The sequence below is a fragment of the Oceanipulchritudo coccoides genome (genome assembly GCF_010500615.1).
Lineage (GTDB): Bacteria > Verrucomicrobiota > Verrucomicrobiia > Opitutales > Oceanipulchritudinaceae > Oceanipulchritudo > Oceanipulchritudo coccoides.
This window is the reverse complement of the sequence record NZ_JAAGNX010000001.1, coordinates 1,101,666-1,117,153: the sequence shown is the minus strand read 5'-3', so window position 1 is coordinate 1,117,153 and position 15,488 is coordinate 1,101,666. Positions and strand designations below refer to the sequence as shown.

14 protein-coding genes are annotated in these 15,488 nt (G+C 51.9%); 7 read left to right on the top strand and 7 right to left on the bottom strand.

The window, feature by feature from the left end; all coding sequences use genetic code 11:
• Positions 1–47 precede the first annotated feature (47 nt).
• The 4 genes from G0Q06_RS04260 to G0Q06_RS04245 form a co-directional block, all read right to left on the bottom strand.
• Positions 48–1,544 (bottom strand): DUF3987 domain-containing protein, encoded by a 1,497-nt coding sequence (locus tag G0Q06_RS04260; protein ID WP_163962786.1) that lies wholly within the window; start codon positions 1,542–1,544, stop codon positions 48–50.
• A 1-nt stretch (position 1,545) separates the two neighbouring features.
• Positions 1,546–1,734: a hypothetical protein gene (locus G0Q06_RS04255; protein WP_163962784.1), complete on the bottom strand. Its 189-nt coding sequence runs from the start codon at positions 1,732–1,734 to the stop codon at positions 1,546–1,548.
• A gap of 312 nt (positions 1,735–2,046) precedes the next feature.
• Entirely contained in the window at positions 2,047–3,348 is a 1,302-nt protein-coding gene (locus tag G0Q06_RS04250) for a site-specific integrase (RefSeq protein WP_163962782.1), read from the bottom strand.
• Between the two features lie 258 nt (positions 3,349–3,606).
• Entirely contained in the window at positions 3,607–4,440 is an 834-nt protein-coding gene (locus tag G0Q06_RS04245) for a GNAT family N-acetyltransferase (RefSeq protein ID WP_163962780.1), read from the bottom strand.
• A gap of 215 nt (positions 4,441–4,655) precedes the next feature.
• Between G0Q06_RS04245 and G0Q06_RS04240 the strand changes: the two genes are divergently transcribed.
• From G0Q06_RS04240 to G0Q06_RS04230, 3 genes are read left to right on the top strand one after another with little or no spacing between them, the layout of a single operon-like run.
• A complete protein-coding gene (locus G0Q06_RS04240) occupies positions 4,656–5,129 on the top strand; it encodes a hypothetical protein (RefSeq protein ID WP_163962779.1) in 474 nt (157 codons plus the stop codon).
• Positions 5,130–5,189: 60 nt separating this feature from the next.
• Complete coding sequence (locus G0Q06_RS04235; protein ID WP_163962777.1) at positions 5,190–5,681, top strand: RNA polymerase sigma factor; 492 nt, start codon at positions 5,190–5,192, stop codon at positions 5,679–5,681.
• Positions 5,665–6,318 carry a hypothetical protein gene (locus tag G0Q06_RS04230; RefSeq protein WP_163962775.1) on the top strand — a complete coding sequence of 218 codons (654 nt, stop codon included), beginning with the start codon at positions 5,665–5,667 and terminating at the stop codon, positions 6,316–6,318. The genes G0Q06_RS04235 and G0Q06_RS04230 overlap by 17 nt, the downstream gene beginning before the upstream one ends.
• Before the next feature lie 91 nt (positions 6,319–6,409).
• Here the strand turns inward: G0Q06_RS04230 and G0Q06_RS04225 are convergent, their stop codons facing one another.
• Positions 6,410–7,672: a hypothetical protein gene (locus G0Q06_RS04225; RefSeq protein ID WP_163962773.1), complete on the bottom strand. Its 1,263-nt coding sequence runs from the start codon at positions 7,670–7,672 to the stop codon at positions 6,410–6,412.
• Between the two features lie 101 nt (positions 7,673–7,773).
• Positions 7,774–9,597, bottom strand: a complete 1,824-nt coding sequence (locus tag G0Q06_RS04220) for a glycoside hydrolase family 2 protein (protein WP_163962771.1) — start codon at positions 9,595–9,597, stop codon at positions 7,774–7,776.
• 221 nt (positions 9,598–9,818) lie between these two features.
• Here G0Q06_RS04220 and G0Q06_RS04215 point away from each other — a divergent pair, with 221 nt between their 5' ends.
• Complete coding sequence (locus tag G0Q06_RS04215; protein ID WP_163962769.1) at positions 9,819–11,279, top strand: glycoside hydrolase family 76 protein; 1,461 nt, start codon at positions 9,819–9,821, stop codon at positions 11,277–11,279.
• A gap of 76 nt (positions 11,280–11,355) precedes the next feature.
• Here G0Q06_RS04215 and G0Q06_RS04210 read toward each other — a convergent pair whose 3' ends face one another.
• A complete protein-coding gene (locus G0Q06_RS04210; RefSeq protein ID WP_163962767.1) occupies positions 11,356–12,267 on the bottom strand; it encodes a hypothetical protein in 912 nt (303 codons plus the stop codon).
• Between the two features lie 180 nt (positions 12,268–12,447).
• On the opposite strand from G0Q06_RS04210, the gene G0Q06_RS04205 reads away from it, so the two are divergent.
• The 3 genes from G0Q06_RS04205 to G0Q06_RS04195 are packed head-to-tail and all read left to right on the top strand — an operon-like array spanning position 12,448 to position 15,439.
• The gene (locus G0Q06_RS04205) at positions 12,448–13,563 is read left to right on the top strand and encodes a HupE/UreJ family protein (protein ID WP_163962765.1); all 1,116 of its coding nucleotides are present in this window, start codon (positions 12,448–12,450) and stop codon (positions 13,561–13,563) included.
• Between the two features lie 38 nt (positions 13,564–13,601).
• Positions 13,602–13,835, top strand: a complete 234-nt coding sequence (locus G0Q06_RS04200; RefSeq protein ID WP_163962763.1) for an acyl carrier protein — start codon at positions 13,602–13,604, stop codon at positions 13,833–13,835.
• Positions 13,835–15,439 (top strand): amino acid adenylation domain-containing protein, encoded by a 1,605-nt coding sequence (locus tag G0Q06_RS04195; protein ID WP_163962761.1) that lies wholly within the window; start codon positions 13,835–13,837, stop codon positions 15,437–15,439. The genes G0Q06_RS04200 and G0Q06_RS04195 overlap by 1 nt, the downstream gene beginning before the upstream one ends.
• Positions 15,440–15,488: the final 49 nt, after the last annotated feature.

Below are 15,488 nucleotides of genomic sequence, written 5' to 3'. Positions count from 1 at the left end.
GTGAACAGTAATTACAGTTATTCCAGTTTTTTTGATTTCAGAAGAACTTACTGGGCTACTAGGACCTGCCGAGGCTTCGTGGAAGTCAGCCTGGTCTCGAAGCTGAGCAAGTTTGGAAAGGTCCGGACAAGTGAAAGAACTTCCTTCAGCCTACCGTTCCGGAGTCCATGTCGAGACTGCAATTCCCCCACAGAGACTTCCCCTCCATGCTCCCTGCAAATATCAACTAGCTTGTCGGCCTCAGCCTGCAAGACCTCAAGGCGTTTTCCTTGCAAAAGGCGAAGATAACCCCTCCCGCACCATCGAACGACCGCACACGCGGCCTCAGCTGTCCTCTCGTCTATCATGCGATCCTTATCGCTGACCAACTGAAACAATCCCGCGACCTTGATGGCATTTTCACGCCAGCGGGAGCATTCGCCCTGCAATTCCTCGGGCAAGGTTTCTTCGATATCAACTGACTCGTTGTGAAACTGCCTGAAGACCTCCTTGGCCTCCCCGGAACATCTGACCGGGATAGGCTCGACTTCGGAGGGCCCTTGCCTTCTCAATTTCAGAAATGGAGCAAGGATTGAGTCCCAGAGCTCTCCTTTGGCAAAAACCATTTCTGCTCCATTGTCCTTAGTACGGCGGGCACCGGTATTGACCAGGAGAAACCGGGCTGTCAGGCCACGATTAAAAGCGTCCTTGTCGCTCAGGAGCGAATCCAAGACAGTCCTTTGAACCATCCAGAGGGCTGACAATCTGGGATTGCTCAAACTACGGGAGCCACGCCCTACTCTATCGGATTTGTAGCCGTCTCCCGAGTAGGCACTCAATAGCAAATCGAAATCTCCCTGGTCGGAATATTTGCCCATCGCAACTTTGAGCAAATTTCCGGCTTCGGAGGAGTAGGACAGCAGCGTTTCACCATTCGTTGCCAATCGATCTGCGAGAGCTTCGCTGGTAGTGTCGTCAATTAGAATGGCAGGAGCAGCGGAAAGGAAGACCTCCGCTGCATCGATGTCTGATTGATGGCTAATCATAGCATCCCTCGATTCAGGATCGCCCTTCTTGGCGGAATGCTTCGCAGATTTAAACTTTTCACGAAGCAGTTCAATGTCAGCCCTGGCTTTTGAGCAATCTCGGCTCCATCCATCCCGCAACGCTTTCTCAAGTTCGAGAATCGGTTTGCTCAATGCACCTCCAATATTTCCTTTTCCGAGTCCTCTCTCGACGACTTGGATTGTATAGAGGTTCAGGAAGGTCGGCTTGTCCCTGTAGGCATCAATGACCACAAACGCTTTCCCTACGGCCCCAGCCAAAAAGGCCAAGGCTGACATCGCGGGAAGGCAAACTGGCACGCTGTAGACCTCAGCCAATTCCAAAGCGATCCCCCTCAGGGATGGGGGAAAGCTTTGATTCGGGAATGGTCCTGGTGAAGGAATTATCGTTGACGGCAAATGACCGTCATGATCTGTTCCCGGTGATTTCACTTCTGTGGTGGGGTCAATTTCAGGGCCTGTCGTGTTGGCGCACGACGGGCCTATTTTTTTGTCCGGCATACTAAAAACCTCCCATCAGGTGATTCTCCACCAGATTGCGAACATCTTCCGGGCGATAACGGATGGTCCGGGGGGTTAATTCAATCCGGCGAAGGAGGCCTTTACGCTCCTGAAGACGTACCCAATGCGGGCAACGCTGAACGTACTCGGCGACCTCTTTCCGGCTCCATAGTGCTTCTTTTGTTTTCATATTTCCTTATGTTTGTAGTGAATCAAAGTGACACGATTTGCCGTGTTACACTTATATTCGAGCCATAACATTTTAGTCACCGTCAACATAAAATATTGATATTCAAAAGATTGCGCGCCGATCGGAGTCAAAGCGCGCCGATTGGTGTCAATTGGCACCAGATGGTGCGTTTTGGTGCCAATTTCATTATCGGGAGTGTAACTGGCTACGTAGCTATTTTAAAATTACCCGGATATTCAGCCCAATCTCGGCAATAAAAAATACGGGTCCGATATTCCCGGTTAATCCTGAAAGTAATCAGCCCCTATTTTCTTATGAACTGACGGTATTCTCCGTGAATTCTTCTGAAATAGGAGCCGTCGGAATATCCACAGTCACCTTATTCTTTTTATCGGAATAATGCGCACTGGTAACCGCGATATCCGCATGGCCTAAATGGCGTCGAGCCGCTTCTATCCCAAAGTTTGAGGAAATCAAGGACCCCGACTCCTTCCTTAGATAATGAACGGGCTTTTGAACCGAAACGCCCTGTTTTTTCAGCCAGGCATTCAGGCGTGCCCAGGTCGGCTTGGCACGGTAATACCCTTTATACTGTTTCTTAACCGGCAACGCTCTCACTCCTTTGAGAAAAAACTTTCCCCTGCTAGAAGCCCGAAGTGCGGCAATTTCCTTCCTGACTGAATCCGACAAATCTACATCCCTGATCGCTTCCTCACTTTTAGGCGTGAACCATGTGTGTTCCCGAATTCGGACAACTCCCTCTTCCAAGTTGATTTGCTCCCAAAGAAGGGAATCGATTTCCTCCTTCCGCAATCCGCCAAAGAAGGCCAGCAGGAAGGCCTTCCAAGCCTCCAAATCCTTTTCGGCCAATTGAGCCTTGGCAGAGACCGCCAACTTCTCTCCGGAGGCGCTGACAAGGGAACTGTGGCGTTTCGTCCTAGGAGCGGCGGTTTTGATGTCTGAGAAAGGCAGTCTTCCAACTTTCCTGACCAAAGCATCATCCGATTTGGCAATTGCAGCGAAGGCCTTAGCCTGTCGAATCTGGCTGGCTGCTGTGGAGTTTGATTTTCCTACCCTCCACTTTCGCACCGATTCAGGGTTGATTGCCTCCAGCCGGATGCCGTCCACCAGTTTAAGCCATTGAGCCCTTCCCTCTCCCCGGTAATCAAATTTTGCTTTCTCCCATTTGGTCCGCTCCTTTTTCGGGATGGCGATTTCAAAAGCCAACTGCCGGAAGCAGCCGACATACTGCTGAAGCGTCAAGGGCTTGTGCCGTGGATTCAATTCCAGCGTTTCGCGAATGAATTCCCCGACTGTCTGAATTTCCGATCCTTCTGGTGCCGTAAACTTGAACCGCTCAATGGCTGCATCCACCCCGTTCGACTTTGCATAGAAATAAATTTCCTTGGCCTTGGCAGCTGCTTCACTGGCAATCCCGCTCCCAAGATTAAACCAGATTTGCTTTCCCTGCATTTGCAGGCGCACCTGATAGGCTCCCTGGTCGGTCCGCTTTAAAATACGGTCCTGCCAATAGCGGGCGTCGGTTTTATTGTACTGTTTTTGTACTGGTTTTTCAGTCGACTGTACTGTTTTTGTACTGATTTTCTTTTTCATACCGTTTCGCACTGAAGCACATAATCGCTTTGTAAATACCTGTTGTCCATATTTTTATGGTATTTTTAGCGAATGCGAATGAATCGGTATGAAACGAAAATTATAAAACTACGGATCAGGAGGTTAGGGGTTCGACTCCCTTGCCGCGTGCCACTTTTTGATCAAGACCGCTAAAAGTGGGGACTAAGTATATTCTCGAAGGTCCACGTCGTGCAACAGGCGTCCCGCCTGTTTTGCCATCTACAAAAAGAGGGCCCTTCACATATGAAGCGATCCCGGGCGGCAGAAGAGCCGGAAGATTGCATTCTGTTCCCGGAACCCGATCTTGCGGTAGAGGTTGAGAGCCATCTCGGTGGAGTGCAGGACGCACAAGCGGCTACCTGCCCCACGGGCCGCCTGGCAGGCCAACAAGGTCATTTCACGGGCCAGGCCGAGGCCGCGGGCCTCCGGACGCGTAGCAACTCCATAGATACCACACACCTCTCCGGTGATGTTGAGGACCACCTTGGAAACGGGTTTACCGTCCTTCCAGGCCAGCCAGCAACGAATGCTGGAACCGGGTTGCCCGACATCGAAATCGCTGCTGACATCGGGAAGGAGGCCCCTCGCCTCTTGCGGAACATCCCACCTCCAGGCAATCAGCTCAAGAATGCTGTCCCGGTCCTTTGGGTCGGTCACCTCCCGGATCTCAATGCCTTGGGGTGCATCGCCAACCGCTTGTGGAACAGCGTCAAGGGCAACCACCATGCCGGGAAATGACTCCACTTCCACCAGCCCGCGGGCCTCAAGCCGTCGGTCCAGGTCAGTGGGAAGCGCCGTAGGATGGACCAACCAGAAGAACGGCACATCCCGCCTTCCGAAGTGGTCGAATACAGCGTCAATCTGTTGATCAATTTCCGCCGAGGCCTCGTCCGACCGGAACCGCAGCACACCATTATAGGGCAAATGACCAATAGGCGTTTCGAACCAGGTCGCACCCTCATCCTCATGCAGGGAGCAGCCGCTCCCCAGACCAAAGCGCCGCCACAAAGCCCACAGATTTTTCTCCAGAGCTTCAATGATTGTTGGATCAACCGGTAATTCAAAATTCATTCCCATATCCTCTTCTAGATTTTGAAATTTTCAAATTCTAAAAACATCACCGACGACATCGATCCGCTTCGCCTCTCGACCGTTCGGTTTGCGACCTGCTCCCGGTCGTGCTCCATCACGCTTTGGCTTCAGGAGGAAAATTCACCAAGCTGCATGAAAAAAGTTACCACGCCCTGTAATAAATCCTGATTTCCGCCACTAATCAGGCATACACTATGAAAATAAACGACGCATACACGACCCTTGAGGGCCTTTTGTCCCATAGCGACAAGAAGTCCAAAAAGATCTATCAACAGCTCCTGGGAGCAGTGAACAACCTGAAGGAGCGGGAACTGAGCAGCGAGGAGCGCCAGGTCGTCGAGAAACTCCTTGAGAGACTGCGACTGGATCATGCTGAGAATATGAGCGTGAAGGAGCTCAAGAACCGCAGCAACCTGTTCCAGAAGGAAGTAATGAAAGCGCTCTCGCTGGTTTCCGAAGATCATTACCTGACTCTGGGACTGGGAATGGGAGTCGCCTTTGGGGCGGTCCTTGGATCCTATTTAATTGTGTTTATTGGGGCGCCATTAGGGAACGCATCTACCGGCCTGGGAATAGGGATCGGCTTGGTAATCGGTTCCATTGTTGCCCGGTATTTGGATATTGAAGCGCGGAAACAAAACCGTGTACTTGTAACCAGTACACGGTAAACACTGTCACGAACTGCCTACAGCCCACCACGGGCTGCGGAATTTCACCATTGTCGAACCTTGAGCAGCGACTTCTATACGGCATTCATTCTTCCCTATGCGGGCATCATCATCAAGTTGTGCCGGGCGTATACCAACACGCAGGAAGATTTTGAGGACTATTACCAGGAAGTCTGTCTGCAGATCTGGAAGAGCCGGAACAATTTCCGCAAGGAATCCTCCTGGTCGACCTGGGTTTACCGATTGTCGCTCAATGTCTGTCTGACCCTGTTGAAAAAGCATAAACGCTCCAAGGAGCACTTTGCTTCTGATTACCTGCCCGAGATCGCAGTGGAAGAAAGTCAGGCTTTCGACAATGAGGCACTGAATCAACTTTATCAGGCCATCCGCCAGCTTTCGGAGATCGATCGTGGCGTCATCCTGTTGTATCTGGAAGAAAAATCGTATCAGGAGATTGCCGACATCACCGGTACAAATGCCAACAATATCGGTGTCCGCATTCAACGTATTAAACTACGCTTAAGGAAATTGTTAGATGGAAAAATCAATTGAAGACATTTGGAAAACCGGCTTTCTCGATAGCAAAGCCCTTGTTGCCCCGCGAGTGAACGATCTCTACACCCGGAAATCGGAACACATCGTTGAGAAGTTCAAGCGAATGTTTCATTTCAACCTGACGGCGATCGCCATTGGCGGGATTCTCGGGTTCGCCGGCCTGTTACTGATGCAGCTTCCCTTGACGGCTTTTGTCATGGCAACGGTCTTGGCGGTAGTTTACATAGTCAACAAACGAGTGCTGAATGGGCTAGAAAATGTCGACAAGAGCCAGAGTTGTTACGCATATCTCCAAGCCTTCGACTCGTGGATGCATGAGCAGATCGCCTTGAATGCAAGGATGGCCAAGATCTATTACCCTGCCATCTTTCTTGGAACGGTTCTGGGGATTTGGTTTTCTCCACATGGACCCTTCCTGTATGGATGGCTGGCGGGAGCGCCCGGGAACGGATGGGTAATCAATGGCATTCCCGGCGTATTGATGATTCCAATACTCTTCATGGCCGCCTTGCTGTGGTACTTCGGGGATCGTCTTTACCGGATGGAACTCAATGCCTTTTATGGCCGGGTCCTCAATAAGCTCGATGAGCTGCTTGCCGATATGGACAAGCTCCGCAAAGACACTATGACTTGATAAAAGGCCCAGACTGAGGCCATTCTCACGCTATAAGAGTCTTTCATGCCGGAGAATTACACTCCGGAATAGCGCTGGCCAGCCAGCTGCTCTACCGCGGGACAAAAACCCAGCCCTCCCCGGCCTCAAGCGTATCCGGGGGAAGATTCATCCAGGATTGCAGGGAGTCGCTCCAAACCCACGGATCGTTGTCAACCTTGAGCCAACCCAACCAGGCTCCAGTATCTGCCCAGCCATTGGATATGATGTAAGGTCCCCATGATGCCGGACCACCTAAATCCACTACAAAGGCGGCTTGGGTTGTCTGATCAATGTACCCATATCCCACAACAGCCGATCCGTCCGTACTGACCCCGAGGGCCTCCCAGCAACTGAATCCCTGCCGGTCCACACCAGCGTTGTCGAGGAGCTCATCCAATGTGACAGGTGCGTAGTTATTGTCCTTCAGCCATACCACGGCCTGCTTCCAATAACTTGCGCCAGTGCCGTATCCCACGATCACCGAACCATCACCATCCACCGCCCACGCCTCACATGAGAGCGGTCCTCCCGGAAGATCCTCCAGCGCGTGGATACCCGTGCTGTCCCAATAGCAGGCATGGAATCCGTCAGCGGACGCTCCCCGGCCCACGATGATCGAACCATCTATATCGGCGTCACTGGCGTAGGACTCAAGGGATCCACCTTCAAAATCGCCAAGGGTGGTCATTGTGCCACCTGTGAACTTCATCGCCTCTTGTCCCCCTGTGACTTGTACCCAGCCGACAACTACAAGACCGTCTGTCGAAATACCTCGACCATAACTCATGGCAAGTCCACCGGACATGTTGCCCAGTCCCTCCGGTACCCCGTTGACCCAGCGCACGGCCTCGAATCGGTTATTAAAGTTTGTGCCCCAGCCGACAACGACGGTTCCGTCACCAGAAATACCGAGTGCACCGCATTTACTGTCACCTCCGCCGATGTCGGGCAACTGGGTCAGGCTTGAACCCTCCCAGAGCACTGCCTGGGTCCCGAAACCCGTATTGCCAAATCCGGCAATACGCTGGCCATCGCTGGAAACAGCGGTTGCCCCACTGAAAAGCAAGCCACCGGGCAAGTCGCCCAAGGCCATCGGCACCAGCTTGTCCCAAACGAATGCCTCCGTCCCCTGCGCTGTGTATCCGCCTCCGGCAATAATCTCCTTGTTGCTGGAGATGGCGTTCGCGACTCCGCCACCCTCATCGTCCGGAATATCTGGCAATACTGTCAGTGTCACCTCAGCCAGCGTGATAATGCCGAATAGACAGAGGCCAACCGACAACAGCAATTTGCAGGGCTGAAATTGAACAATTCCCCCAAATAATACCTTCATGATTCTCCCCCCATTTGAATAGTTGAACCATGAATATTCATATCAACGCGTGCCTTCTCAGGCAAGGTTAATTGGGGCAGCAAGCCCTGACGGATCTGCCTTTATCGAGCGCTATCGCCCTCGCCTGACTCAATTTGGCGATAATAATCCTGAAGGATGTAAAAGGCCTGCTTGCGTTCTCCAGTATCCGAGATCAAGCCCTTCCGGTTGAAATAATCCTGGAAATACGGAAGGGGTCTGCGGGGGGATTTGAAATCCTTGAGAATCCATGGAGAAGTGCCCCTGAGGAACGGAATCCGGTCCAGCATGGGAATTTGACGCTCGTAGACCTGTGCCTGGAATTCCTCGCTCCAGCGCGTATCCGGATCAGCATGGTATCCTTGGAGGGCTCCTGCCCCAAACTCGCTTATGATAAGCGGTTTCTCATATTTTGTGAACCATGTCTTGTCGAAGTTGCGGGGATCCGTACTGCCGTACCAGCCGAGATACTCATTGCATCCGAGGACATCCAGATAGGCACCCAAAGGATCGTTGATGGCAATTCCCTCCTTGGGCCATTCAGCTTCCAAAGCCGCTGTGATAAGGCGTGTCGGATCGAGCGACCGGGCAACCTTGGTCAGGTCCGCGAGGAATTTCGTACGCTGCTCACTGACCGGCGTCTCATTGGCCACCGACCAAAGGATAACCGAGGCCTTGTTCTTGTCCCGTGTGATCATCTCCGTCAGCTGCTGGACGGCATTGCTGTACACTTCCGGATTGTCCCAGGAGATAGTCCAGTAAAGCGGAATTTCCGACCATACGAGAATACCCATCCGGTCAGCCTGGCGGGTCATGTATTCATTGTGTGGATAATGGGCCAGACGGACAAAGTTGCAATTAAGCTCCTTCGACCATTCCAATAATATCCGGGCATCCTCCGGTGTGTAGGCCCTTCCGGGACGAAGAGGCGATTCTTCATGGATGCAAATGCCGCGCAGGAAAATGGCCTTCCCGTTTAAGAGGATGTCATTCCCCCTCACCTGAACACTGCGAAACCCAATTTCATCCTCCAGCAATTCCTCACCAGCCGATATTTCCACACGGTACAGTTTGGGATTGTCCGGCGACCAAAGGGACAGGTCGGCATCGAAGGAAATTTCGGCATATCCGCGCTCATCTGTCTGGACCGTTTGCGTGATGCCGGCTTCAGGAATGCGGACCGTCACCGGTTGCGCACCCTCTGCTCCGTCCAATTGAACCCAACCGGCAATGGTTTCCATACTGTCCTTGGCCAATTGGATGTGGTAGTCGCGGATGAAGGTATTGGATTCCTCAATCAGGAGGACACGCCGGGTCAGGCCACCGTAATTCCACCAATCCGACATGACGGTTGGAATTGCTGTGGACCGCCGCTTGTTGTCCGCCTTGATGACAAGGGAGTTTTCGCCGGCCTTGAGATAGTTCGTGAGCTCGAAATTAAAGGGCGTAAAGCCGCCCGTATGCGTTCCCACTTTTTGGCCGTTCAGGTAAACAATAGCCTCATAATTGATCGCCCCGAAATACGCGAACAAGCGCTTACCGGGCTGCAGATGGTAATCAAACTTTTTCCGGTACCAGACCGTCCCCTCGTAGAAGAAGAGCTTTTCGCGCTGGCTGTTCCAGTCGCCCGGAACATCCAGGGTCCCACTGGAATCGAAGTTGTACTCCAGCAGGGCTGACTTGTCCGCCGCCTTGGCATCCATCGAGAAACCGTTGTCCCTGTTTTTGATTTCCTCGTAGCGATAACTGTAAAAGCCCGTTTCAAAGGGATCGACAATCACACGCCACTTTCCAGCGAGGGAAGTCGTCTCGCGGTGATCGACATTTGTGATGAGAGCCTCAGCCTGCATGGATACAGACCCCAATAGTGTTAAGAGTGTAAGCAGGAGCAGGTTGCATGATTTCATATGGGCTTTCTGTAAAGATTGGCTAACTAATGACTCCTTACCCACGCTGCTGGAACTTGTCCAATAAATATAAACGCTGATCGCGAGGTCCAAATTGTGCGTTAATAGAAAAAGGCCCGCAAATAGCTCATATACTGGGTATTTTTTACGGAAAATCTATTTTTTGTGTGGTAATAATTATTAAATTAAGGTTTTAAAGATCCATCGTAATCCTTATGAAAATGAAACTCCCCCCTCTAATTGCCCTCTTAACCCTTCTCGGATGGGCTACTCTTCCGGTTTCAGCCCAGACGCTGACCGAAAAAATCACCACTGCATTGGAGTTTTCCAAGCTGCAGCTGGATGATCTGGCCCAACGGTCCGGGTCGAGTCGTTTTGTCAGTTATACCGACACATCCGGAATTTGGCAGAATCAGTCGATCAGCAACTGGTGCAGCGGATTTCCTGCGGGTTTGATGTGGATGATGTATGACTACACCGGGGAAAACGTATGGGCTACTTACGGCAGGGACTGGACCAACGCGGTATCGGCCCGGGCAACCGCCTCAGACAACGACACCGGATTTCAAATTTACTGCGCCTATGGCTATGGTCTTCGACATGCTTCGGACACCTTGAGTCCTGCGGAAATTTCTGTTTACACTGCAAAACTGAATCAGGCGGCTGATTCCTTTGCCAATCAACGCTATCATCCGACGATCGAATCCTACCGCGCATGGACCAACAGGCGTACCAGCATTTCCACTGCCGTGAGCAGTCCCAGTATCACTGCGAGCACAAACACGCCCTACAACAACCCGTATTTTGAGGTCAACATCGATATGATGATGAACATGGAGTTGCCCGTCTACGTGGGGCTAAACGGCGGAAACTCGGACTACGACGATTTTGCCATTAACCATGCTGATGCGACATTCCTGAATCAAGTCAGGCCGGACGGCAGCACCTTCCATGTGGTGGCCTATGACGAATCTGCAAATGTCCTCTACAAGCGCACCCACCAGGGGGCGGACACCGACACAACCTGGTCGCGGGGACAAGCATGGGCCGTGTACGGATACACGATGATGTATCGCTACACCAATGAATCCCGGATGCTCGACCGGGCAGTAGCCTGCTTCGATTACTTCATGGCTGCGGTAGCGAACCAATCCGATGACTTTGTTGCGTATTCGGATTTCGACCGAGCTGTCGGCGGGTCCACCAATCACCCTCGGGATACTTCTGCTTCGGCAATCGTCGCGTCTGCGGCAATCGAGCTTTACGAATTCACTCAGGATGAAAAATTCCTCACGGCGGCTGAAAACATCCTTGGGGATCTCACTTCGCCGCCATATCTGGCGTCGGCATCTCCAGGTTTTGAGTCCATCCTGACCAAGGGTTCGGAGAAATACGACAACAAGGCTGAAGAAGGGACCATCTTCGGGGATTTCTACTTTGTTGAGGCCATGCTCCGCTACCTTGCCCTCGACACGGAACCCGTGGACGATGGTTTTTGGGGCGGTCACCCGGTTGTCGACGGTTGGGTGGACACCGGCGATTACCTTGGCTGGTTGAATGTGGAATTTGCTGCGTTCGGGTTCCTCTACTCGGAAACGCTTGGAACCTGGATCTATTTGCTTGAGGAAACCTACACCGCAAGCCAGACGGACACCGGTGGCTGGACTTACCTTTATAAATGACCAGCTGGGCAGGAAACCGTGAGTTAACTACTCAAGGTTTTTCCCCGACTCAATAAACCAAAGGACCGGACCGCCTTTATTCGGCAGACAGCAACAAGGATTCCTGCGCTTTGGCAATATCGCCCGGGGTCGACATGATCTTCATGAAAGTGCCCATTTTCAGATCTGGAAATGAGAGGGCAATGCGGTACTTCCCATGCAGGGATACCACACGGTTGTCCAGCACCAGCATTTCGTAGGGAAGAAAGGCTGCATGCCTCGGCTCATTGAAATCAATTTTCGGGAGGAAGGTGGCCTCCCCTTTTTCGCCAGTGATTCCCGTTCCGTATAACGCCATCTTCATTCCGGGAAGCTCGATCTTGTAGACAATGACTGCATCCGCATTCCCACTGGCCGCATTTGCTTCAATGGCGGCGATGGATTGCTCGTAAGGAACACCCTCGGAGAGGACATTGACATCATCGAAATACGGCATGGCCATCATGTAATGATATTTCTTCAGTTTCCTGTCCTTGAGCCCTTTCTTTGATCCAAACGGTTCCCCAATGACAGTGGACAGGTCCGAAAAGGTCGCCTCGAACTTTGCTTGCAGATCCGTATAAACCGATTCAACCGATTCGTAATCAGACCGCAGATATGCCGCACCCCAGTAGACCGGGTTCATGTATGATACGCTGATACCTGTGTCCGTCGCTTCCAGGCCCACCCGGAGGACCATCGCGAAGCCAGTCAGGCCGCCCTTTTCAGCTGCCAGCTGTTTCAAATCCGCATGCGTTACGCAAATGACACTCAGGCTGGGATCATCCGCCGGGCTGTAACTGTTGAGAACTTCAAACCCCGAGACGGCCAATTTTCCTGTGACGGAAAGCTGAACTTCGGACAAGGTTCCCTGCTCCTCTCCCGCCATGATATAAGGCTTTAAAGTCTCCGGGTAGGCCCAGTGACTGATTAGAACGAGGGCGAATAGTGTGAAACAGGGTTTTTTCATAAGCGTGTTTGACTATGGAAATCCATAAGCAGCTGCTAAATCCGTGGCAATAACGGAAGCAGGTAAATCCTTGACGAGGCGTTGATTGTAGTTTTTCAAGGCAATATGAGTAGTTTACCCTATTTTTCTTGGACAAGAGTCCAACAGTTCACCTCCCGCACGATTCTGCCTCTTTTCGTGATGACGCTTCTCTTCGTGACGAATCCGTTAAGGGCACACACCAGCGGTGAGAATTACGTGTTTTTTGATGTGTACGAAGACCGTCTGGTCGGCACATTTGAGATCAATACCGACGACCTTGAGAAAAAGTTCGGTATCAAGTCCGAGAAAAAGGAGGACTGGCTGGCTGTTGTTCAGGAGAACGCGGAAGTAGTCCAAGCCTATATCCCCGAACACTTCAAAATCAGCGGGGCTGGTGAATCCTACCCATTGGAATTCAAGGAAGTCGGGCTGCGGGATCTGGGATTCATGCGGTTTGCCAAGTATGACTTTGTGATGAAGGCGGAAAACCCCATTCCCAATGTCATAACGATTGAGAACACGATGCTTCAGGAAACGGGCAGGCTTCATCGTGGACTTGTCGGGATCATGAACAACTATCATACGGGCATGAAACACGGGGACGAATCGGCCCATATGATTTTCGGCTCCAGCACCTCCGTGCAGGAACTTGATCTGACAAATATTCCTTCAATGCTTGGAGCCCGTGCCATGGTTCCGCAGGGAGTCCTTCATATCTGGATAGGAATTGACCACATCCTTTTCCTCCTCTGCCTGCTACTGCCGACTGTCCTGATCAGGAAGGATGACAAAGTGATTCCAGTGGAAAAATTTCACAGCGTCCTCTGGAGGGTGTTTAAAATCGTGACCCTGTTCACCATTGCGCACTCCATCACCCTTGCCTTGGCCGCCCTTGATTTTATATCCATATCCAGCCGGCTGGTTGAATCGATCATTGCCCTCTCCATCATCATCGTCGGGGTGAATAATATTTTCTTCAAGGTCGGAAGTTGGACCTCAATCATGATCGTCATCCTCGGCTTGTTCCATGGACTGGGCTTTGCCTCCGTGATGGGCGAACTCCCGTTCCGCATGCAGGATGCCCTGAAGGTTGTCCTTGGGTTCAATATCGGTGTCGAACTTGGCCAGATGGTGATCGTCGCAGCCATCTTCCCATTGCTTTTCTTCCTGCGGAAGCATCCTTCCTACCAGCCTGTCATTCTCCAAGGCGGATCGGCAGTCCTCACACTGGTCGCCGGCTTCTGGTTTGTCCAGAGGGCGTTCGGTCTGGGTTGATCCGTCCATCAGTCCACCAATTTTACCGGTCAAAGGAAATGAGCGTTCTTCAGTCCATCTCGGAACACTTCGCGGAAAATGGCTTGGACCTTGATCCGGAGGAAGACCTTTTCAGCAGTGGCCAGGTAGATTCGGTCTCCATGATGGAAGCCATTGCCTTCATTGAAAATAAATTCCAAGTGACTGTTCCCCACGATGAATTGATTCCGGATAATTTCCGCTCACTCCAGATTATTGCTGGCTACATCGAGGGGAAATTGAAGCACCCATAATGCCTGCGGAAAATACTCCATCACTGATCCACCATTTTCTGGACAAGTCGGCAGCCAAATTGCCGGACAAAGTCGCATTTGAATTTTCCGAACAGCACCTCACTTACGCCGAAGCGGCAAAACAGGCTAACAAGCTGGCCCATTTATTAGTCGAGGAAGGTGTCAAAGCGGGAGACTGTGTTGGGGTTTATCTGAACAAGAGCTTGGAGATCCCGGTTGCTGTCTATGGCATCCTTAAGGCCGGGGCAGTGTTTGTGCCCATAGATCCGGGTGCGCCACCAGCAAGGGTGGCCTTCATCATCAAGGATTGCCAGATCACCCATCTCATAACACGACCCGAACGCCGGAAATCCCTAAACAAGGCATTGGACGAGGGTGCTGAGCTCAAGGTTGTTGTTGGATTGGACGAGAACGCCCTGGCAGGCAGTGATACCCGGTGCCTTCCTTGGCGCAGCTTGCAGGACTTTCCCGACACTGCTCCATCAGATAAAGTCAAGGACCACGACCTTGCCTACATTTTGTATACATCGGGGTCCACCGGGGAACCTAAAGGCATGATGCACACCCATTCCAGTGGGGTGGCTTACGCCTTGTATTCGGGAATTACCTACGGAATAACTCCCGAGGACCGTATGGGAAACCATTCCCGGCTACACTTTGACATGGCCCTTTTCGAGTTCTTTACGGGCCCCTCACGCGGTGCTACAACCGTGATCATTCCAGAGGATGCGATGCTGTTTCCTTCAAGCCTTGCCCAGCTGATCGAGGAAAAAGCCCTGACAATCTGGTATTCGGTCCCCCTGGCCTTGGTCCAGCTGATAACGAATGTGGATTTGAAGAGCCGACCACAGCCTGCTTTGCGTTGGGTCATTTACGCCGGGGAACCGTTTCCGACCAAGCACATGATCCGGTTGATGAAGATCTGGCCCAAGGCGAGGTATTCGAATGTATACGGTCCCGCTGAAGTTAATCAGTGTACCGTATTCCATATCGATCCCGGAAAGTTGAATCCAAATAAGCCCATTCCCCTCGGGAAGGTGTGGGATGGGGCCACAGGCCGGATTGAGAATCCCGACGGTTCCCTGACCCCACCCGGAGAAATCGGGGAGTTGCTGATCCACAGCAAGACAATGATGAAAGGATATTGGGGGCGGCCAGAGCTGACGGCAAAAGGGATTGTCATGAGGGAACAAGTACCCGGTATTCCCATTGCCTTCTACAAGACCGGCGACCTGGTCCAACTTGATAAGGAGGGGCTCCTTCACTTTCACGGAAGGCGTGACCGGCAGATAAAGATTCGTGGTTACCGCCTTGAATTGGATGAAGTTGAACATGCCCTGCACAGCATTCCCCAAGTCCAGGAGGGATGTGCTATCTTGCATGATCTGCCATCCGGAGAGAAGGCTCTCGTTGCTGTTTTGCGCCTCAAGGAAGGCGCGACAGTCGAACCCGGGCAACTGCACAAGCACCTCGCCAAGGCTCTTCCGGCCTATGCAATCCCTCAAAGGACCGTCTTTGCTGACGACCTGCCACGGACCTCAACCGGAAAAATCGACCGGCGAAGGCTTTCATCTTTCGTGGATTCCTCGAATTTTGAAAATTGAATCCTCCTTGGGAAACCGTCCTTAAAGTCCCCCTCAATCAATACCCTTT